Raw genomic sequence first — 19,252 nt, forward strand, 5'->3', positions numbered from 1 at the left:
GCAGACCGGAACGTTCCGCCCTTAGCAGCATCATCGGGCGTGTGTGTGGCGGGATTATAGGCCGTCGCCATGTTATTGAGACCTCTGCTTGCGAAGGAAAGTGCGACCCGCTTGCTTCCGCCACGCAAACCTTTTGCCGCCCCATGTTTGGTGCCACTGGTCAGTTGCCGGCAAAACCATTGAGCAGACTGTGTGATCGGCGGCTCGGAAGCAAGGCATGGCAAACATCCATGCGACCCATTCATCGCAAGGAGAAACCACATGGCGCAGGATCAAGAGCGCACCAGCCAGCGCGGCGGCACCAAGGAAACCAACCCAGGCAATTTCGCCAACGACCGGGAACGGGCCTCCCGCGCGGGGCACAAAGGCGGGCAGGCTTCTGGCGGCAACTTCGCCAACGACCGCCAACGGGCATCGGAGGCCGGTCGCAAGGGCGGCCAGAACAGCCACGGCGGGGGCCGCCAGCAGTAAGTTGAAGGGTTGCTGGACACCCGGTATCCGCAGGTACCGGGTGCCGGCCAGGTACTGCGTAACGAGGCTGCAATAGCCTCTGGTACCTGTTGTTCGACAATTTTTTGAATCTTCTGGCCGTACCCCGATCAATCAGGGTGTCATCCATGGAGAAGAGGAGGCCCCTGCGATGCCAAGCCCACAGCTGTACATCATCGATTACCAACTGCATGGCCAGCCGCGCAGTTTCATCATCCGTCTGGAGACGCTGGACAATGCCGAGGCCTGGCATTGGGCAAGTTGCGATGCGGGCATCGGCATCATCCCCAAGTTCGGCCGGGAGAAGATCAGGAAAGTCAGCAGGCCGATGGCCGAGCGCTACGGGATTACCGCGGTGAGCTGGCGGGTATCCGGCGGCAAGCCGAACCAGTCTGCGGCGACAATGTGATTCCCGATTGCAAGATCTTGCGCAATCCTTGTATGAACAACTGTCTTGCTCAAAGCACCGCGTCGCCTGCTTCGCGGGCATGCCCGCTCCCACAGGGACACCACCAGCTCAAGGAGTGCGCCATACCTGGGGGAGCGGGCGCGCCCGCGAACACCGGCGCAGCCGGTGCCATGCACAGCGTTAGGTACGCGCAGGCCGTCTAGGCACCGGACTCGGGGTCGCTGGCCGGTACGCCCGGGCGGTTTTCTTCGTCATCTGTCACATTGGGGTCGGCATCCGGGTCATCTGCTCGGTCATTGCGCCGGTCCGGCTCGAGCTCAGGCCAGTCATCCTGTGAGCTACCGCCACCCATCGCAGTAAAATCTTTCATCTCGCAACCCTCGCTCTCGATGAAAAAAAGGGCCCGCGATCAGGCGGGCCCAATACAGGAGTGAGAGGCGAAGCCATTGACCACCCCTCATTGAATGAGAGCGGCAACAGCCAGGGGAGGTCGGTTGGATATCCACCGCCCCTGACCAACGGCACTGTCAGGGCTGTTTCAGCACCAGGGTGAGAATGTCGTAACTGGCGACCAGCTCGCCCAGCTGGTTGGTCACCTCCACATCCCACGCCACCACGCCCTGGGGCTGGCCCAGCGGGCTGGTCTTGCCCTGGTCGATCTTGCGCTTGCAGGTCAGGCGCGCCTGGATGGTGTCGCCGATGCCCACCGGGTTGATGAAGCGCAGGGTATCCAGGCCGTAGTTGGCCAGTACCGGGCCTGCACCCGGGGAGACGAACAGCCCGGCTGCTGCCGACAACACGAAATAGCCGTGGGCGATGCGCTTGCCGAACTGCGATTGCTTGGCGGCGATCTCGTCGAAGTGCATGTAGAAATGGTCACCCGACAGGCAGCCGAAGTTGACCAGGTCGGCTTCGGTCACGGTGCGCCGGTGGGTGAGCAGCGACTCGCCGATGCGCAACTGCTCGAAATAACGGCGGAACGGGTGCACTTCGGTTTCGATCACTTCGCCACCGCGCACGTATTCGCCGGTTACCGCCGTGAGCATGCTCGGCGAACCCTGTACAGCGGCACGTTGCAGGTAGTGCTTGACGGCACGCAGGCCACCCAGCTCTTCACCACCACCAGCGCGGCCCGGGCCGCCATGCTTGAGCTGCGGCAATGGCGATCCATGGCCCGTGGATTCCTTGGCTGCCTCGCTGTCGAGTACCAGCAGGCGGCCATGCCAGGCGGCAGCCACCGGGATGGCCTTGGCTGCCACGCTGCGGTCGGCGGTGACCAGGGTCGCCACCAGGCTGCCTTTGCCCCGCGCGGCCAGCGCCAGGGCTTCATCGAGGTCGTCATAGGCCATCAGCGTGCTGACCGGGCCGAACGCTTCGATATCGTGGGCACCGCCTTCGGCATGCGGGTCACGGGCCTGAAGCAGGGTAGGGGCAAAGAACGCGCCCTCGGCCACGCCCTCGCCACGCGGTGCAAAGCCATCGCTGGCGCCGAACAGCTGGTCGCAGCTCTGCAGCAGGCTGCGCACCCGCTCGGCCACATCGTGCTGCTGGTCGTGGGAGGCCAGGGCGCCCATGCGCACACCTTCCAGCGACGGGTCACCGACCACCACCTTGGCCAGCCGCTCGCGCAGGCGCGTGGCAACGGCGTCGATGTGCCTGGCCGGTACGATGGCGCGGCGGATGGCGGTGCATTTCTGCCCGGCCTTGGTGGTCATTTCGCGGACCACCTCCTTGATGTACAGGTCGAACTCTTCGCTGTCCGGGGTCACGTCCGGGCCGAGGATGGCGCAGTTCAGCGAATCGGCTTCGGCGGTGAACGGCACCGAGTTGCGTACCAGGTTCGGCGTGACGCGCAACCTGGCGGCGGTGTCGGCGGAACCGGTGAAGGTCACCACGTCCTGGCCTTGCAGGCGGTCGAGCAGGTCGCCGGTGCTGCCGATCACCAGTTGCAGGCTGCCTTCGGGCAACAGCCCGGATGCATTCATCAGGCGCACCACGGCCTCGGTCAGGTAGCTGGTCGAGGTCGCCGGCTTGACGATGCACGGCATGCCGGCCAAGAAGGTCGGGGCGAACTTCTCCAGCATGCCCCAGATGGGGAAGTTGAAGGCGTTGATGTGCACTGCCACGCCGGCGCGCGGCACCAGGATATGGCTGCCGGCGAAATGGCCTTGCTTGCCCAGCGGGATGGCCGGGCCTTCGTGCACCAGGTTGCCCGACGGCAGTTCACGGCTGCCGATGCCCGCATAGGAGAACAGCGTGGCGTTGCCGCCTTCGATGTCGATCCAGCTGTCGGCACGGGTGGCGCCGCTGTGGTGGGACAGGGCGTAGAGCTGCTCCTTGCGCTCGGCCAGGTACAGGGCCAGCGCCTTCAGGCGGGCAGCGCGTTGCTGGAAGTCCATCGCCATCAGCGCGGCCAGGCCACGGGCGCGGGCAAAGTCCACGGCTTCGGCGAAGTCCGGGCGTTCTTCGTGGCTGTAGGCCAAAACGTGGCCGTCCAGGGCGCTACGCAGGGCCTGGGCGCCGTGCTGGCCAAGCCAGCGGCCGGCGATGAAGCTTTGCAGGGTAGGGGCGGCAGACATGCTGTTCTCCAATGTAGAGGGGGGCGCTGTTACCACAGCGCCACGGTGTAGCCGATGATCAGGCGGTTTTCGTCCACGGCGTTGGTCAGGCCATTGCCGGAACGGAAGGTGACGTTGCGCCAGCGCAGGCTGACGTCCTTGAACGGGCCGCTCTGGATGACATAGGTGATGTCGGTGTCGCGCTCACGCTCACGGCCATTGCTGACGGTGGCGGTCTCGGCGTGGCGGCCATCGGTGTAGCGGGTCATGAAACTCAGGCCGGGGATACCCATGGCGACGAAGTCGTAGTCGTAGCGCACCTGCCACGAGTCCAGCCCGGCGCGGGTGAAGGTGTTGTAGGTGACCAGGTTGACGGTGAACGGGTCGCCGCCGTTCACGAACGGGAAGGCACTGTCGCCGGACATCTGTTGCCAGGCGGCGATGAACTTGTGGGCCCGTACGCCGAGGGTGAACATGGCGTTGAAGTTGCGGTTGTCGATGTTGCCGGCACGCTCGGCGCCGTCGTTGCGGCTGTCGAAGTAGCGCAGGTCGGTGCGCAGGCTCAGGCCTTCGCCCAGCGGGCGGGTATCGATCAGGCCGACGAACTGCTGGCGGTAGATGTCCTCGAGCTTGGCGTAGTAGTAGCTGACGCTGGTTTGCGGGGTGATGGCGTAGCTGCCGCCGCCGAAGTCCAGGTGGTCGCTGCTGGCGGCGCCGTAGCCGATGTCGTCGCGGCCCGAGGAATCACGCAGGTTGGCCTTGGTCAGGCGGCCGGCGTTGAAGGTCAGGCCGGGCAGGTCCTGGCTGGTGAGCAGGCCACCCTGGAAGGTGGAGGCCAGCAGGCGGGTGTCGTTGTACACCACCACCGGCAGGATCGGTTGCAAGGTCCCCAGGCGCAGGGTGCTCTTGGCCACCCGCACCTTGCCGGTCAGGCCCAGTTCGCTGTAGTCATCGACCGGTTCATGGCTGTTCGGGCCGAAAGGCAGCAGGCCGGTATTGCGCCGGTCGCGGCTGGAGTCGAGCTTGATGCCCAGTTGGCCCATGGCGTCGACACCAAAGCCGACCGGGCCTTCGGTGAAGCCCGACTCCAGCTTGGCGGTAAAGCCCTGGCCCCATTCCTCGGCCTTGGCCTGCGGTGCGTTGCTCTGGCGGAAGTCGCGGTTCAGGTAGTGGTTGCGCAGCTCCAGCCGGGCGTGGCTGTCGCCGATGAAGTCTGCCATCGCCGGCATCGGCAGGGCGAGGGTCGCCAGCCAGGCGGCCGAAATGAAGTGCGTGCGGTTCATTGTTGTTGTTTTACCCGACATGGTTGTTCTTCCCTGAGAGTCAATGCTTGCTGGCGCCGGCAGCGCCGATTCCGGTCATGGAACGGATGAACTGGGCCAGGTAGCGGCCACGTTCCTGGCTGGCGCGTTCGGAACTGTCAGTGACCGAGAACACCCAGGCGCCGAGGAAGGCCAGGCTCATGGAGAACAGCGCCGGGTTGCTGTAGGGGAACAGCGCCTTTTCGTGATGCAGCACGTTGACCCATACCGCCGGGCCCAGCACCACCAGCAGCACCGCCGAAACCAGGCCGGCCATGCTGCCGCACACCGCGCCGCGGGTGGTCAGGCCTTTCCAGAACATCGAAAGCAGCAGCACCGGGAAGTTGACCGAGGCGGCCACCGCCAGCACCAGGCCGGAGAGGAAGGCGATGTTCTGCGACTCGAACATCAGGCCGAGGATGACCGCCAGCAGGCCGATCAGCAGGGTGGCGATACGCGATACGCGCATTTCCTCCTGCTCGCTGGCCTTGCCCTGGCGCACCACGCAGGCATACAGGTCGTGGGAAACGGCCGATGCACCGGACAGCGCCAGGCCGGCGACCACCGCCAGGATGGTGGCGAAGGCCACGGCGGAGATGAAGCCGAGGAACAGATTGCCACCCACGGCCTGGGCAAGGTGCACGGCGACCATGTTGCCGCCGCCGATGATCGCGCCGGTGGCGTCACGGTAGGACGGCTCGGTGCCGACCATGACGATCGCACCAAAGCCGATGACGATCAGCAGCAGGTAGAAGTAACCGATGAACCCCGTGGCATAGAACACGCTCTTGCGCGCTTCCTTGGCATCGCTGACGGTGAAGAAGCGCATCAGGATATGCGGCAAGCCGGCGGTACCGAACATCATGCCCAGGCCCAGGGAAATGGCGTCCACCGGGTTGGACAGCAGACCGCCCGGCGCCATGATCGCCTGGCCCTTGGCATGCACGGCCACGGCGCTGGCGAACATCGCCTCGGTGCTGAAGCCGAAATGCTTGAGCACCATGAAGGCCATGAAGCTGGTGCCCGACAGCAGCATCACTGCCTTGATGATCTGCACCCAGGTGGTGGCGAGCATGCCGCCGAAGGTGACGTAGGCGACCATCAGCACACCGACCAGCATCACCGCGTACAGGTAGCTGATGCCGAACAGCAGTTCGATCAGCTTGCCGGCACCGACCATCTGCGCCACCAGGTACATCAGCGCCACCACCAGGGTGCCGAAGGCCGAGGTCAGGCGCACCGGGGTTTGTGCCAGGCGGTAGCTGACCACGTCGGCGAAGGTGTACTTGCCCAGGTTGCGCAGGCGTTCGGCGATCAGGAACAGGATGATCGGCCAGCCGGCCAGTACGCCCAGGGCATACAGCAGGCCGTCGTAGCCGTTCATGAACATCATTGCCGAAATGCCCAGGAACGACGCGGCGCTGATCATGTCGCCGGCGATCGCCAGGCCGTTCTGCATGCCGGTCAGGCCCCCGCCGGCGGTGTAGAAATCGCTGGCCGAGCGGGTGCGCATGGCAGCCCAGCGGGTGACCAGCAGGGTGAAGCAGACGAACACCATGAACATCGAGATGGCGGTCCAGTTCATTGTACGCACTCCTGCTTGACCTTGTCGTTGAGCGGGTCGAGCACGTTGTTGGCGCGGTGCACGTAGATGCCGGTCAAGGCGAAGGACAGCAGCACCATCAGCACGCCCACCAGCATGCCAACGGTGGTGACGCCACCACTGAGGGACTGGCCGAGGGTGCTGGGGGAGAACGCCACCAGCAGGACGAAGCCGTAGTAGATCACCAGCATGGCCAGGGTCAGGCTGCCGTTGAGGCGGCGTTTGCGCTGCACCAGGTGCTGGAAGTCGGGGTGGTTGGCGATGCTTTCGATGCGTTCGGGTGTCATGGGTTGCGATCTCTGGGTGTTGTAATTGTTTTGTTGAGGTCACGCGGGTGTTGCGGTGTTGCTTAGGGCCTCTTCGCGGGCATGCCCGCTCCCACAGGTGCTTCGGTGTGCTTGAGACTTGCGCTACCCCTGTGGGAGCGGGCGCGCCCGCGAAGCAGGCGACGCAGTCTCAGAGCTGGTCGAAATCGAGCACCACCTTGTCGCTCACCGGGTAGGTCTGGCACGACAGCACATACCCGGCCGCTACTTCGTAATCCTCCAGGGCATGGTTGCTATCCATCTCCACTTCGCCCTCGATTACCCGGCACTTGCAGGTCGAGCACACGCCGGCCTTGCACGAGTACGGCAGCTCGGCGCCGATGGCATTGCCGGCGTCCAGCACGTTCTGGGTGTTGCGTGGCAGGTCGAAGGTGAGGGCGCGGCCGTCGCTGATCACGGTGATGTGGCTGAGCGCCGAGTCCACCTGGCGCGCCGCCTCGCGGGCCTCCCGGCGGGTTTCGCTGCCAGCGGCGGCGAACAGCTCGAAATGGATGCGTTCCTTGGCCAGGCCATTGGCCCGCAGGCTGTCGCGCACCGTCTCGGTCATCGCCTGCGGGCCGCAGATGAATGCGGCATCCAGGTTGGCAACGTCCATCCAGCGCGAGAACAGCTGGCCGCACTTGTCGGCATCGATGCGGCCGTTGTACAGGTCGACATCCTGCTGCTCGCGGCTGAACACGAAAATCAGGTTCAGGCGATCGAGATAACGGTTCTTCAGGTCTTCCAGCTTGTCGCGGAACAGTGCGCCAGAGCTGGAGCGGTTGCCGTACAGCAGGGTGAAGCGGCTGTGTGGCTCGCTGGCCAGGGTAGTGGCGATGATCGACAGGATCGGGGTGATGCCGCTGCCGGCAGCCACGCCCAGGTAGTTGCCCTGGCGGGCCGGCTCCAGTGGCACGAAGAAGCTGCCCGACGGCGGCATCACTTCCAGTTGCTGGCCGGCCTTGAGCACGTCATTGGCAAATGCCGAGAAGCGCCCGCCAGGCACGCGCTTTACCGCCACACGCAGTTCGCCGTCCTGCACGGCACTGCAGATGGAGTAGGAACGGCGGACTTCTTCGTCGTCCAGCTGGGTACGCATGACCAGGTACTGGCCCTGGGTGAAACGGAACTGCGCCTGCAGGTGCTCGGGCACGTCGAAGGCGATCGACACCGCATCGCGGGTCTCGTTGCGCACTTGCTTGATGGTCAGGCTGTGAAACTGGCTCATGGCGTTCTCCACGGCTCAAATGCATTTGAAATAGTCGAACGGCTCCAGGCACTCGCGGCAGCGGTAAAGCGCCTTGCAAGCCGTGGAACCGAACTGGCTGAGCAATTCGGTATGGGCGCTGCCGCACTGCGGGCAGCACACCTGCGGCGCTTCGCCGAGCAGGCTGCGTTTGCTGGCGCTGCCCTGTGGCGGGGCGATGCCGTAGGCGCGCAGGCGCTCGCGGCCCAGTTCGCTGATCCAGTCGGTGCTCCAGGCCGGGGTCAGCCGGCGCTCCAGAGCCGGGGCGGGGAAACCGGCCTGTTCCAGCGCCTGGCGGATATCCCCTTCGATCACCTCGGTGGCCGGGCAGCCGGAGTAGGTCGGCGTGACGACCAGGTGCAGGTGCCCGGCGCGCCAGCCGAGGTCGCGCACGATCCCCAGGTCGACCACGCTGACCACGGGCACTTCCGGGTCCATGACCTGGGCCAGTACCGCCCAGGCCCGGGCCAGGTCGTCGCCGCGTGGCGCGCGGGCGCCACGGTCGCCTGCAATCAGCTCACCAGGTTGCATCGGGGTACGCCCTTGGCAGGAACTGCATCTCGGCCAGCAGCAGGCCCAGGTGCTCGGTGTGCAGGCCTTTGCGACCGTCCAGGTAGAAGTGGCTGGCGGCCTTGGGCAACGGCAGTTCGACCGAAGCGAAGATCTCGCCAACCTGCTTTAGCCAGGCCGCGCCGACGGCAGCGGGGTCGGCGGCGATACCCGCCTGTGCCAGGTGCACTTCATTGTCGCTACCGGCAGCCAGCTCGACGGTGAAGCGCCAAAGTGCCGGGATGGCCGCGAGCATGCGTTGGCGGCTTTCTTCGGTGCCACCGCCCAGGCGTTGCACCCACTCGCTGGAACGGCGCAGGTGGTAGGTGACTTCCTTCAGGGCCTTGGCGGCGATACCGGCGATACGCTCGTCGTTCGAGCCGACCAGGCCCTGAAGCACGGCGAAATGCCAGGCGTCATAGTAGAACTGTTTGGTCATGGTCACGGCGAAATCGCCGTTGGGCTGCTCGACCAGCAACAGGTTGCGATAGGCGCGCTCGTCACGGCGGAAGGCCAGGGCGTCGGCGTCACGGCCATCATCGAGCAGCTCGGCGGCGTACTCCAGCCAGTTGCGCGCCTGGCCTACCAGGTCGAGGCCGACGTTCATCAGGGCCAGTTCTTCTTCGATGGCCGGGGCGCGGCCACACCATTCGCAGAGGCGCTGGCCCTGCACCAGAGCACTGTCGCCGAGCAGCAGCAGGTAGGGGACAAGGGTTTCGTTGTGCATGGCCAACCTCACATGTGTCCGACTTCGTCGGGCAGTTCGTAGAAGCTGGCATGGCGGTAGACCTTGTCGTCCGCCGGGGCGAACAACGGGTCTTTCTCGTCCGGGGAAGAGGCGGTGATCAGTGCCGAGGGCACCACCCACAGGCTCACGCCTTCGCTGCGGCGGGTGTACAGCTCGCGGGCGTTTTCGATGGCCATGGCGGCATCGGCGGCGTGCACGCTGCCGACATGCTTGTGGTTAAGGCCGTGCTTGCTGCGCACGAACACTTCGTAGAGGGTCCAGACAGACATTTTCGATCTCCGCATCAATCGCCGCTCAGGCGGCGTTCTTGTTCTGTTGCTTGCGCGCGTAGGCCACGGCGGCCTCGCGTACCCAGGCACCGTCCTCGATGGCCTTGCGCCGGGTGGCGACGCGTTCCTGGTTGCACGGGCCATTGCCCTTGATCACTTCGTAGAACTCGTCCCACTGGATTTCGCCGAAGTCGTAGTGGCCGCGCTCGGCGTTCCACTTCAGCTCGGGGTCGGGGGCGGTGCAGCCGAGCAGTTCGAGCTGCGGCACGGTCTGGTCGATGAAGCGCTGGCGCAGTTCATCGTTGGTCTGGCGCTTGATCTTCCAGGCCATGGACTGGGCGCTGTTGGGGGAATGCTCGTCGCTGGGGCCGAACATCATCAGTGCCGGCCACCACAGGCGGTCGATCGCGTCCTGGACCATGTCGCGCTGGGCCTGGGTGCCGTGGCGCATCATGGTCAGGAGGATTTCGTAGCCCTGGCGCTGGTGGAAGCTCTCTTCCTTGCAGATGCGGATCATCGCGCGCGAATACGGGCCGTAGGAGGTGCGTTGCAGCACCACCTGGTTGACGATGGCGGCGCCGTCCACCAGCCAGCCCACTGCGCCCATGTCGGCCCAGCTGAGGGTGGGGTAGTTGAAGATGCTCGAGTACTTGGCCTTGCCGCTGTGCAGCTTGGCGATTTCTTCGTCACGGTCGGCGCCCAGGGTTTCCATGGCGCTGTACAGGTACAGGCCGTGGCCGGCTTCGTCCTGGATCTTGGCCATCAGCTGCAGCTTGCGCTTGAGGCTAGGGGCACGGGTGACCCAGTTGCCTTCGGGCAGCATGCCAACGATTTCCGAGTGGGCGTGCTGGGAGATCTGCCGGATCAGGGTCTGGCGATAGGCCTCGGGCATCCAGTTCTTGGCTTCGATCTTGATTTCGGCGTCGATCTTTTCCTGGAAGTTGCGCTCCTCGGGCGACATCTCTTCCAGCGACTTGACGCGCTTGACTCCGGTTTCCACTAGCTGTGCGTACATGTGTTCCGACTCCTGCTAAGGCATGAGTCATTTGTAAGCGATACAAAACATAACGTCAAACAGTTTTATGTGTATCGAATAAGATTTGTGTATCACATTCCGGCCTCTTCGCGGGCTCGCCCGCTCCCACAGGGACCGCGCAGGCTTGGGCTTCACTTCATTTCCTGTGGGAGCGGGCGAGCCCGCGAAGAGGCCAGCCGAAAAAACGCAAAAAAAAGCCCCGGACGATGCCGGGGCCGAAAAGGCAGCCGAATGAATCAGCTGGCCAACCGTTTGTCGAACACGTGGCAGGCCTTGCCCTCGGAACGCTTGAGCGTGCCGCAGGGCTGCAGGCGCACCTGGGTGCTGATGCCGATATAGGTCTTGATCTGCTTGGTCAGCTCCCCGGTCAACAGCTTGCGCTGGCCTTCATCGAGGTGCTGGCACTCCGCACGCAGTTCCACATGCACCTCGACGCTGTCCAGGTTGCCATTGCGATACAGATGAATCTCATAAAGCTCAGAAAGCTGTTTTATTTTAAGCACCTGTTCCTCGATCTGGGTCGGGAACACGTTGACCCCGCGAATGATCAGCATGTCATCGCTGCGGCCGGTGATCTTGCCGATCCGCCGCATCGGCCTGGCGGTGCCGGGCAGCAGGCGAGTGAGGTCGCGGGTGCGGTAGCGCACCATGGGCAACGCTTCCTTGCTCAGCGAGGTGAACACCAGTTCGCCCAGTTGGCCGTCCGGCAGCACCGCGCCGGTGACCGGGTCGATGATCTCGGGATAGAAATGGTCCTCCCAGATGGTCGGGCCATCCTTGGTTTCAAGGCACTCCATCGCCACTCCAGGCCCCATGATTTCCGACAGGCCATAAATGTCGAGGGCATCGATGCCCAGCCGTTGCTCGATAGAGCGGCGCAGCTCGTCGGTCCAAGGTTCGGCGCCGAATATGCCCAGGCGCAGCTTGAGGTCTTGCGGGTCGATGCCCTGGCGCTCGATCTCGTCGGCCAGGTTGAGCATGTAGGAGGGGGTGACCATGATGATGTCGGGCTGGAAGTCGCGAATCAGCTGCACCTGCTTCTCGGTCTGGCCACCGGACATGGGGATCACCGTGCAGCCCAGGCGCTCGGCACCGTAATGCGCGCCAAGCCCGCCGGTGAACAGGCCGTAGCCGTAGGAGACATGCACCTTGTCGCCCTTGCGCCCACCCGCGGCACGGATCGAGCGGGCGACCACATTGGCCCAGGTATCGATGTCATTCTGGGTGTAGCCCACCACCGTCGGCTTGCCGGTGGTGCCACTGGAAGCGTGCAGGCGCACCACCTCTTGCTGGGGCACGGCGAACATGCCGTAGGGGTAGTTGTCGCGCAGGTCGTTCTTGCCAGTGAAGGGGAACTTCGCCAGGTCTTCCAGGCACTTGAGGTCGTCGGGGTGGACACCGCACTCGGCAAAGCGCTGGCGGTACAGCGGCACGTTGTCGTAGGCGTGCTTCAGGCTCCAGCGCAAGCGCTCCAGCTGGTGCTGGCGCAGGGCGTCGACACTGGCGGTTTCCATCGGGTCCAGCAGGGCACGATCGGCATCATGGTACATGTTCATGGCTTCACTCGAATTGTTCTTGTACGCCGCGCGGTACCGGTTGCAGGCCGCGTGGTGAGTGTCATGGAAGCAGCATATACGGCTGCGTTCGGTTCGGTAACAAGCCGATGGTCTGAGCTGCTCAGAGGCGTTCGATGACCATCGCGATGCCTTGGCCAACGCCGATGCACATGGTGCACAGGGCGTAGCGTCCGGCGGTTTCTTCCAGCTCGTGCAACGCGGTGGTGACCAGGCGTGCACCGCTCATGCCCAACGGGTGGCCAAGGGCGATGGCACCGCCGTTGCGGTTGACCCGCGCGTCGTCGTCGGCCAGGCCGAGCTCGCGCAGTACCGCAAGGCCCTGGGCGGCAAAAGCCTCGTTGAGCTCGATGACGTCCATGTCGGCCAGCGACAACCCGGTAAGCTCCAGCACCTTGCGGGTAGCCGGCACAGGGCCGATGCCCATCAGCCGTGGTTCGACCCCGGCCACCGCCATGCCGACGATGCGGCCGCGAGCCTTCAGGCCATGACGGCGGGCGGCGGCGCTGCTGGCGAGCAGCAGGGCGCAGGCACCATCGTTGACCCCGGAAGCATTGCCGGCGGTGACGCTGCCGCCGTCACGGAACGGGGTACCCAGCCTGGCCAGTTGCTCCAATGTGGTGTCGCCGCGGGGATGTTCGTCGTGCTCGACCACTTTGGCCGGGCCTTTGCGCTGCGGGATCTCGACCGGCACGATTTCCCGTGCCAGGCGCCCGCGTGCCTGGGCGGCGGCGGCCTTGTGCTGGCTGCGCAGGGCAAAGGCGTCCTGGTCGGCGCGGGAAATACCAAACTGCTGCGCAACGTTCTCGGCCGTTTCCGGCATCGAATCGGTGCCGAAGGCCGCCTTCATCAGCGGGTTGACGAAACGCCAGCCGATGGTGGTGTCGAACAGTTCGGCCGCGCGGCCGAACGCCTGCTCCGATTTGCCCATGACGAACGGCGCGCGTGACATCGATTCCACGCCGCCGGCCAGCATCAGCCCGGCTTCGCCGCAGCGCAGGGCGCGGGCCGCATTGCCGATGGCGTCCAGGCCGGAGCCACACAGGCGGTTGATGGTGGTGCCCGGCACTTCGATCGGCAGCCCGGCCAGCAAGCTGGCCATGTGCGCGACGTTGCGGTTGTCCTCGCCAGCCTGGTTGGCGCAGCCGAGGATGACGTCGTCGATGGCTTTCCAGTCCAGTTCGGGGTGGCGCTGGATCAGGGCCTTGAGCGGGATGGCGGCCAGGTCATCGGCGCGCACGCCGCTCAAGGCGCCGGCATAACGGCCGATGGGGGTGCGCACGGCGTCGATGATCAAGGCATCGGCCAGGGTGTGTTCAGTCATCTTGCGTCTCCTGCGCCAGCACGGTGCCGCGCACTTTGTAGGATTTGCCATGGAACATCGCCACCAGCTCACCGCGCTGGTTCTCGATGCGGACGTGGTACAGGCCGGTGCGGCCCTTGCGGCTGACCTCGCTGGCGCGGGCGGTAAGCACGTCATCGCGCAGCGCCGGGGCCAGGTAGTCGATGCTGCAGCCCAGGGCGACGGTGGCCTGGTCGTGACTGTTGCAGGCGAAGGCAAACGCCGAGTCGGCCAGGGCGAACAGGAAGCCGCCATGGCAGGTGCCATGCCCCTGGATCATGTCGGCGCGTACCGGCATGCGCAGGCATGCCTGGCCCGGGCCGGCTTCCAGCAGGCGGATGCCCAGGCCCTGGGTGGCCTGGTCGCGGGCGTACATGGCCTCGGCACAGGCTTGTGCCAGTTCGACTTCAGTCATGCAGGGTGCCTCCTTTGGCTTCGCAGCGGCGTAACAGCAGGGAAGGGCGGTAGCGGCTCTCGCCGTAGCTGCGCTGCAGGTTGTCGAGCACGCGCAGGGTGTGGGGGATGCCGAGGTTCGCGGCCCAGGCCAGCGGGCCGCAGGGGTAGTTGACGCCGGCGCGCATGGCCAGGTCGATGTCGGCGGCGCTGCCGACACCTTGCAGCACGGCATCGGCGGCCTCGTTGGCGAGCATCGCCACGGTACGCAGCACCACCAGGCCGGGCAGGTCGGCGACCGCCGTTACCTTGAGGCCGGCACGCCGCAGCAAGGCCACCGCTTGGTGACGAGCGTTGTCGCTGGTGTCGGCCGACCAGCTGATGGCGAGGCGGGTGGCGGTGGTGTAGTCCAGGGCCAGGTCGAGCAGCACCAGATTGCGCAGGCCGTCTTCCCGGGCGCGCTGGCTGGCCAGGCGGCCATCGGACAACGCCAGGGTGGCATCGCCCACCTGGATCAGGCCGCTGCCGGCGCGCTGGGTCACGGCTACGCCGCTTTGGCGCAGGCGTTCGACCAGCGGCTGCATCACCCCCAGGTCGCCTTCGACGACACAGGCATCGACTATGGCGGGGCTATGCAGTTCGGCTGGCTGCGGGCGTTCGGCGCCTTCGGCATAGCTATAGAAGCCTTGGCCGGTCTTGCGCCCGAGGCGGCCCGCGTCCACCAGTTCTTTTTGCACCAGCGAAGGCTGGAAGCGGAAGTCGCCATAGAACGCATCGAAGACCGAACAGGTGACGGCGTAATTCACGTCGTGGCCGATCAGGTCGGTGAGTTCGAACGCGCCCATGCGGAAACCACCGGCATCACGCAGCAGCGCATCGAGGCTGGCGCAATCGGCTGCGCCTTCCTGCAGCAGGCGCAGGCTTTCGGCGTAGAACGGCCGCGCCACGCGGTTGACGATGAAGCCCGGCGTGGAGCGCGTGTGCACCGGCTGCTTGCCCCAGGCCTGGGCGGCGGCATGAATGCACGCGGCAACGGCCGGGGCGGTGGCCAGGCCCGAGACCACTTCGACCAGGGCCATCAGCGGCGCCGGGTTGAAGAAGTGCATGCCAACCACCTGGTGCGGGCGTTGCAGCCCGGCGGCGAGGCTGGTGATGGACAGCGACGAAGTGTTGCTGGCGAGTATGCAGTCGGTGGCGCACAAGGCTTCCAGCTGGCTGAACAGCGCCTGCTTGACCTGAAGGTTCTCGACGATGGCCTCGATCACCAGGCGGGCATCGGCCAGGGCTTCGAGGGCGTCTACCGGGCACAGCCGGGCGCTGATGGCTTCCCGCTCGGCAGCCTGCAACTTGCCTTTTTCCACCAGGCGGGCAAGTTGCCGGTCTATGCCGGCCACCGCCTGGGCGGCAGCGCCCGGGCGGTTGTCGTAGAGCTTTACCGGGTGGCCGGCCTGGGCCGCAACCTGGGCAATGCCTGCGCCCATGGCGCCTGCACCGATCACCGCCACCTGGGCATTGCTTGCGAGTGCGCTCATGATCAACGCCCCTTGAATGCCGGCGTGCGCTTGTTCATGAAGGCACTCACGCCTTCGCGATAGTCCTCGCTGCGCCCGGCCAGGCGCTGCAGGTCGCGCTCCAGCTCCAGCTGTTCATCGAAACCGTTGTCGAAGCTGGCGTTCAGGCTGCGCTTGATCAGGGCCAGGCCGTAAGTGGGCTGGGTGGCGAGCTGGCGGGCGAGGGTGAGGGCTTCGTCACGCAGCGCGGCATCGTCCACCACGCGGTGGATCAGCCCCCATTGCTGGGCTTGTTCGGCGCCCAGGCGCTCGCCCAGCATCGCCAGAGCCTTGGCCCGTGCCATGCCGACCAGGCGCGGCAGCAGCCAGGTGCCGCCGGAGTCGGGTACCAGGCCGATCTTGCAGAAGGCCTGGATGAAGCTGGCCGAGCGGGCGGCCAGCACCAGGTCGCAGGCCAGCGGGATGTTGGCACCGGCGCCGGCAGCCACGCCGTTCACCGCGCAGATCACCGGCAGCGGCAGGTCGCGCAGGGTGCGCACCAGCGGGTTGTAGAACTTGTCGATCGATTCGCCCAGGTCCGGCATCTCGGCGCCCGGGGCGACGTTGCGGTCGGACAGGTCCTGGCCGGCGCAGAAACCCCGGCCTTCGGCAGTCAGCAACAACACCCGGGCTTCGCTGCTCTGGCGTACTTGCTTGAGCGCCTCGCGCACTTCCAGGTGCATGGCGGTATTGAAGCTGTTCAGCTGCTCGGGGCGATTCAACGAGAGGAGGGCGACGCCGTCCTCGATGGAAAACAGGATGTGCTGGAAAGTCATGACAGACTCGCTCCGTCAGTCGAGGGAAAGATGATCAGCGGCCCTGGAAGCGGGCCTGGCGTTTTTCCTGGAAGGCACGGATACCTTCGTCGCGGTCGGCGGTGCCGGCCAGCAAGGTGAAGGCATGGCGTTCGAAGCGCAGGCCGCTGGCCAGGTCGGTATCGCCGGCCTTGAGCAACGCTTCCTTGGCCAGGCGCACTGCCAGTGGGGCCTTGGCGGCGATGCTGCGGGCGATGTGCAGGGCGCGTTCTACGGTGAGTTCCGGCTGGGTGATTTCGCTGACCAGCCCGGCCTGCAAGGCATGACGGGCAGTGATGGCTTCGCCGGTCAGCACCATATGCATGGCCAGCGGCTTGCCTACTGCCCGCAGCAGGCGCTGGGTGCCACCGGCGCCGGGGATGATGCCGAGGTTGATTTCCGGCTGGCCGAAACGGGCGTCGCTGCCGGCGATGACGATGTCGGCACACATCACCAGTTCGCAGCCGCCACCCAGGGCGTAGCCGTTGACGGCGGCGATCAGTGGCTTGGCGAAGGCGGTGATGCTTTGCCAGTGGGCCACCCGGGGGTCGTTGAGGATGCCGACCAGGTCGCGCTCGGCCATCTCGCGGATATCGGCGCCTGCGGCGAATGCCTTGCGGCTGCCGGTGATGACCACCGCGCGGGTCTGTTCGTCTTGCCCGGCCGCTTCCAGCGCAGCGGCCAGCTCTGCCAGTAGCTCGGTGCACAGGGCGTTGAGCGCCTCGGGCCGTTGCAGGGTAATGAGCTGGACGCCCTGTTCGGGCGCCTGCACTACGAGATATCGCGGCATGTCGGGTTCCTCTGGCTGCACGCACGGCACATCGTGGGGCCGGCATTTCTTGGAATTGTTTGCAGGGGCGTGATGCGGGGATCACGTCCAGGTGGAACCAGTATATGCATTACGCGATACAACAATGCAACATTCAAAATTGTTTCATGTATCTCTTTTTGCGTGAGTGACAACTGCCTCAGCAAAGGGTTTCATGATGTTGAATCGCTTCATCACCTTGTATTCAACGCATAATGCTGAATTTATGGGAGCGCGATGACCCCAGCAAAAGCGATACACGACCATGCCGATTGACGCACCACAAGATTGTGATACAAGATCAAGGCGCATTTGAAATCATTTCAGGAGCTTTGCCATGCCTTGCTATCGACTGGACGGCCTGACGCCCGTGGTTCATCCGACAGCCTACGTGCACCCCAGCGCCGTGCTGATTGGTGATGTCATCGTCGGCCCTCGTTGCTACGTCGGCCCACTGGCGTCACTAAGGGGGGATTTCGGCCGTATCGTGCTGGAGGAGGGTGCCAACCTGCAGGACACCTGCGTGATGCATGGTTTTCCGGGTGGCGATACGGTGGTCGAACGCAACGGGCATGTCGGGCATGGCGCCGTGCTGCACGGCTGCCGCGTGGGCGAAGACGCCTTGATCGGCATGAACGCGGTGGTGATGGATGGTGCCCATGTGGCACCGCGCTGCATCGTTGGGGCCACGGCATTCGTCAAGGCGGGTTTCGAATGTGCGGCACAAAGCCTGGTGATGGGCTCGCCAGCTCAGGTCAAGCGCCCACTGACCGAACAGGAACTGGCCTGGAAGCAACGTGGCACGGCGGAGTACCAGCACCTGGCGCAACGCTGCATGAACAGCATGGTCGAATGCTCACCACTGACCGAGGTCGAGCCCGAGCGCCCACGCATGGAAGACACCGGCGTCAGGCCCAAAGGCCAGGCATCGGCATGAGCCTGGCAGCGTCACGCAATGGTCAGGCGGCCTGCCGCGCAGGTATAGTCGGTGCTTTAACCGCGCACAGTTCGCCCATGAGCAATCTCGCCCCACTGAACAACCTGATCACCCGCTTCCAGGAGCAGACGCCGATCCGCGCCAGTTCCCTGATCATCACTTTGTACGGCGACGCCATCGAGCCCCACGGCGGAACCGTCTGGCTGGGTAGCCTGATCAACCTGCTGGAGCCGATCGGCATCAACGAGCGCCTGATCCGCACATCGATCTTCCGCCTTACCAAGGAAGGCTGGCTCACCGCCGAAAAGGTTGGCCGCCGCAGTTACTACAGCCTGACAGGGGCTGGCCGCCGGCGGTTCGAGAAGGCCTTCAAACGGGTCTACAGCCCCAGCCAACCAGCCTGGGACGGCGCCTGGACGCTGGTGTTGCTCTCGCAACTGGAGGCCGGCAAGCGCAAGGCTTTGCGTGAAGAGTTGGAGTGGCAGGGCTTCGGGGCCATGGCGCCGAACCTGCTGGGCTGCCCACGGGCAGACCGCGCCGACCTGGCCGCCACCTTGCGTGACCTGGAGGCGAGCGACGACAGCATCGTCTTCGAAACCCACACCCAGGAGGTGCTGGCATCCAAGGCCATGCGCGCCCAGGTGCGGGAAAGCTGGCGCATCGACGAACTGGGGCAGCAGTACAGCGAGTTCATCCAGCTGTTCAGGCCGCTATGGCAAGGTTTGAAAGAGCAGCAACAGCTCGATGCGCAGGACTGTTTCCTGGCACGTACGCTGCTGATTCACGAATACCGCCGGCTGCTGCTGCGCGACCCGCAGCTGCCGGACGAGCTGCTGCCTGGGGATTGGGAGGGAAGGGCCGCGCGACAGTTGTGCCGTAACCTCTATCGGCTGGTGTTTGCCAAGGCGGAAGAATGGCTGAACGCAGCGCTGGAGACGGCTGATGGGCCGTTGCCGGATGTGAATGAAGGCTTTTACAGGCGTTTTGGCGGGCTTGTTTGAGGATTGGGTGCAGAGGCGGGTTATATATAACTACGCTAAATGAGTATTTAGTGTAGTTATACCTTATTGGCATATACAGCATGGCAAATAGGGGGTATGTCTGGCCCTCAGGTATCGCGCGGTCCTCATGTATCTTTTGTCGCTTGTACTGATCACATCGCTTGCAGGCCAGCACCCACAGGGATGGTTCGTGGCTTGAGGTCTGCAAGAGATGTAAACAACTGTCTTCTCAATCCTGCGGGCCCTTGTAGGAGCGGCCTTGTGTCGCGATGGGCTGCGCAGCAGCCCCAAGGTTTCAAAGCAGACGCATAATTGCTGGGGCTGCCTTGCAGCCCATCGC

At 64.8% G+C, this 19,252-nt stretch carries 19 protein-coding genes and 1 pseudogene; 4 read left to right on the forward strand and 16 right to left on the reverse strand.

Annotation, left to right across the window (positions count from 1 at the left end):
* Positions 1-261 precede the first annotated feature (261 nt).
* Positions 262-471, forward strand: coding sequence for a general stress protein (locus tag B2790_RS10335; protein WP_003259459.1), 210 nt, complete (start codon positions 262-264; stop codon positions 469-471).
* Positions 472-640: 169 nt separating this feature from the next.
* Complete coding sequence (locus B2790_RS10340; protein WP_025339101.1) at positions 641-898, forward strand: DUF6555 family protein; 258 nt, start codon at positions 641-643, stop codon at positions 896-898.
* Between the two features lie 199 nt (positions 899-1,097).
* Here B2790_RS10340 and B2790_RS10345 read toward each other — a convergent pair whose 3' ends face one another.
* From B2790_RS10345 to paaF, 16 genes and pseudogenes are all read right to left on the reverse strand, one after another.
* On the reverse strand, positions 1,098-1,268 hold the full coding sequence (locus B2790_RS10345; RefSeq protein WP_286918777.1) for a hypothetical protein: 171 nt from the start codon (positions 1,266-1,268) through the stop codon (positions 1,098-1,100).
* A 157-nt stretch (positions 1,269-1,425) separates the two neighbouring features.
* Positions 1,426-3,477 carry a phenylacetic acid degradation bifunctional protein PaaZ gene (paaZ, locus tag B2790_RS10350; protein ID WP_286918778.1) on the reverse strand — a complete coding sequence of 684 codons (2,052 nt, stop codon included), beginning with the start codon at positions 3,475-3,477 and terminating at the stop codon, positions 1,426-1,428.
* Positions 3,478-3,506: 29 nt separating this feature from the next.
* Positions 3,507-4,739 (reverse strand): OprD family porin, encoded by a 1,233-nt coding sequence (locus B2790_RS10355; protein ID WP_286918779.1) that lies wholly within the window; start codon positions 4,737-4,739, stop codon positions 3,507-3,509.
* Between the two features lie 40 nt (positions 4,740-4,779).
* Positions 4,780-6,348: pseudogene (locus B2790_RS10360) on the reverse strand (cation acetate symporter); the annotation flags it as partial.
* A complete protein-coding gene (locus B2790_RS10365) occupies positions 6,339-6,647 on the reverse strand; it encodes a DUF485 domain-containing protein (protein ID WP_286918780.1) in 309 nt (102 codons plus the stop codon). The gene B2790_RS10365 and the pseudogene B2790_RS10360, both read right to left, overlap by 10 nt.
* A 169-nt stretch (positions 6,648-6,816) precedes the next feature.
* Positions 6,817-7,893 carry a 1,2-phenylacetyl-CoA epoxidase subunit PaaE gene (gene paaE, locus B2790_RS10370; protein ID WP_286918781.1) on the reverse strand — a complete coding sequence of 359 codons (1,077 nt, stop codon included), beginning with the start codon at positions 7,891-7,893 and terminating at the stop codon, positions 6,817-6,819.
* A 15-nt stretch (positions 7,894-7,908) separates the two neighbouring features.
* Positions 7,909-8,442, reverse strand: coding sequence for a 1,2-phenylacetyl-CoA epoxidase subunit PaaD (gene paaD, locus B2790_RS10375; RefSeq protein WP_137163928.1), 534 nt, complete (start codon positions 8,440-8,442; stop codon positions 7,909-7,911).
* Positions 8,429-9,187 (reverse strand): 1,2-phenylacetyl-CoA epoxidase subunit PaaC, encoded by a 759-nt coding sequence (paaC, locus tag B2790_RS10380; protein ID WP_274079783.1) that lies wholly within the window; start codon positions 9,185-9,187, stop codon positions 8,429-8,431. Before paaC ends, paaD begins: the two co-directional genes overlap by 14 nt.
* A gap of 8 nt (positions 9,188-9,195) precedes the next feature.
* Complete coding sequence (gene paaB / locus B2790_RS10385; protein WP_013972614.1) at positions 9,196-9,477, reverse strand: 1,2-phenylacetyl-CoA epoxidase subunit PaaB; 282 nt, start codon at positions 9,475-9,477, stop codon at positions 9,196-9,198.
* Between the two features lie 25 nt (positions 9,478-9,502).
* A complete protein-coding gene (gene paaA / locus B2790_RS10390; RefSeq protein ID WP_025339109.1) occupies positions 9,503-10,492 on the reverse strand; it encodes a 1,2-phenylacetyl-CoA epoxidase subunit PaaA in 990 nt (329 codons plus the stop codon).
* 257 nt (positions 10,493-10,749) lie between these two features.
* Entirely contained in the window at positions 10,750-12,069 is a 1,320-nt protein-coding gene (paaK, locus tag B2790_RS10395) for a phenylacetate--CoA ligase PaaK (RefSeq protein WP_286918782.1), read from the reverse strand.
* A 121-nt stretch (positions 12,070-12,190) separates the two neighbouring features.
* Complete coding sequence (pcaF, locus tag B2790_RS10400) at positions 12,191-13,411, reverse strand: 3-oxoadipyl-CoA thiolase (protein ID WP_286918783.1); 1,221 nt, start codon at positions 13,409-13,411, stop codon at positions 12,191-12,193.
* On the reverse strand, positions 13,404-13,844 hold the full coding sequence (gene paaI / locus B2790_RS10405) for a hydroxyphenylacetyl-CoA thioesterase PaaI (RefSeq protein WP_013972610.1): 441 nt from the start codon (positions 13,842-13,844) through the stop codon (positions 13,404-13,406). The genes pcaF and paaI overlap by 8 nt, the downstream gene beginning before the upstream one ends.
* A complete protein-coding gene (paaH, locus tag B2790_RS10410) occupies positions 13,837-15,354 on the reverse strand; it encodes a 3-hydroxyacyl-CoA dehydrogenase PaaH (protein ID WP_286918784.1) in 1,518 nt (505 codons plus the stop codon). Before paaH ends, paaI begins: the two co-directional genes overlap by 8 nt.
* A 2-nt stretch (positions 15,355-15,356) precedes the next feature.
* Complete coding sequence (gene paaG, locus B2790_RS10415) at positions 15,357-16,148, reverse strand: 2-(1,2-epoxy-1,2-dihydrophenyl)acetyl-CoA isomerase PaaG (RefSeq protein ID WP_015270321.1); 792 nt, start codon at positions 16,146-16,148, stop codon at positions 15,357-15,359.
* Positions 16,149-16,182: 34 nt separating this feature from the next.
* Positions 16,183-16,956, reverse strand: a complete 774-nt coding sequence (gene paaF, locus B2790_RS10420) for a 2,3-dehydroadipyl-CoA hydratase PaaF (protein ID WP_286918785.1) — start codon at positions 16,954-16,956, stop codon at positions 16,183-16,185.
* 355 nt (positions 16,957-17,311) lie between these two features.
* Between paaF and paaY the strand changes: the two genes are divergently transcribed.
* Both paaY and paaX read left to right on the forward strand, forming a co-directional pair.
* Entirely contained in the window at positions 17,312-17,911 is a 600-nt protein-coding gene (gene paaY / locus B2790_RS10425) for a phenylacetic acid degradation protein PaaY (protein ID WP_286918786.1), read from the forward strand.
* A gap of 77 nt (positions 17,912-17,988) precedes the next feature.
* Positions 17,989-18,912: a phenylacetic acid degradation operon negative regulatory protein PaaX gene (paaX, locus tag B2790_RS10430; protein ID WP_286918787.1), complete on the forward strand. Its 924-nt coding sequence runs from the start codon at positions 17,989-17,991 to the stop codon at positions 18,910-18,912.
* The last annotated feature ends 340 nt before the right edge of the window (positions 18,913-19,252 follow it).

The sequence above is a fragment of the Pseudomonas sp. UBA6753 genome (assembly GCF_002453565.1).
Lineage (GTDB): Bacteria > Pseudomonadota > Gammaproteobacteria > Pseudomonadales > Pseudomonadaceae > Aquipseudomonas > Aquipseudomonas putida_Z.

Coding starts and splice junctions, on each gene's coding strand:
- paaD (WP_137163928.1), bottom strand. CDS start 8,442: ATGCAACCTGGTGAGCTGATTGCAGGCGACCGTGGCGCCCGCGCGCCA.
- paaY (WP_286918786.1), top strand. CDS start 17,312: ATGCCTTGCTATCGACTGGACGGCCTGACGCCCGTGGTTCATCCGACA.
- paaF (WP_286918785.1), bottom strand. CDS start 16,956: ATGCCGCGATATCTCGTAGTGCAGGCGCCCGAACAGGGCGTCCAGCTC.
- paaC (WP_274079783.1), bottom strand. CDS start 9,187: ATGCACAACGAAACCCTTGTCCCCTACCTGCTGCTGCTCGGCGACAGT.
- paaZ (WP_286918778.1), bottom strand. CDS start 3,477: ATGTCTGCCGCCCCTACCCTGCAAAGCTTCATCGCCGGCCGCTGGCTT.
- B2790_RS10335 (WP_003259459.1), top strand. CDS start 262: ATGGCGCAGGATCAAGAGCGCACCAGCCAGCGCGGCGGCACCAAGGAA.
- paaG (WP_015270321.1), bottom strand. CDS start 16,148: ATGACTTTCCAGCACATCCTGTTTTCCATCGAGGACGGCGTCGCCCTC.
- B2790_RS10345 (WP_286918777.1), bottom strand. CDS start 1,268: ATGAAAGATTTTACTGCGATGGGTGGCGGTAGCTCACAGGATGACTGG.
- paaH (WP_286918784.1), bottom strand. CDS start 15,354: ATGAGCGCACTCGCAAGCAATGCCCAGGTGGCGGTGATCGGTGCAGGC.
- paaX (WP_286918787.1), top strand. CDS start 17,989: ATGAGCAATCTCGCCCCACTGAACAACCTGATCACCCGCTTCCAGGAG.
- paaE (WP_286918781.1), bottom strand. CDS start 7,893: ATGAGCCAGTTTCACAGCCTGACCATCAAGCAAGTGCGCAACGAGACC.
- B2790_RS10355 (WP_286918779.1), bottom strand. CDS start 4,739: ATGAACCGCACGCACTTCATTTCGGCCGCCTGGCTGGCGACCCTCGCC.
- B2790_RS10365 (WP_286918780.1), bottom strand. CDS start 6,647: ATGACACCCGAACGCATCGAAAGCATCGCCAACCACCCCGACTTCCAG.
- paaB (WP_013972614.1), bottom strand. CDS start 9,477: ATGTCTGTCTGGACCCTCTACGAAGTGTTCGTGCGCAGCAAGCACGGC.
- paaA (WP_025339109.1), bottom strand. CDS start 10,492: ATGTACGCACAGCTAGTGGAAACCGGAGTCAAGCGCGTCAAGTCGCTG.
- paaK (WP_286918782.1), bottom strand. CDS start 12,069: ATGAACATGTACCATGATGCCGATCGTGCCCTGCTGGACCCGATGGAA.
- paaI (WP_013972610.1), bottom strand. CDS start 13,844: ATGACTGAAGTCGAACTGGCACAAGCCTGTGCCGAGGCCATGTACGCC.
- B2790_RS10340 (WP_025339101.1), top strand. CDS start 641: ATGCCAAGCCCACAGCTGTACATCATCGATTACCAACTGCATGGCCAG.
- pcaF (WP_286918783.1), bottom strand. CDS start 13,411: ATGACTGAACACACCCTGGCCGATGCCTTGATCATCGACGCCGTGCGC.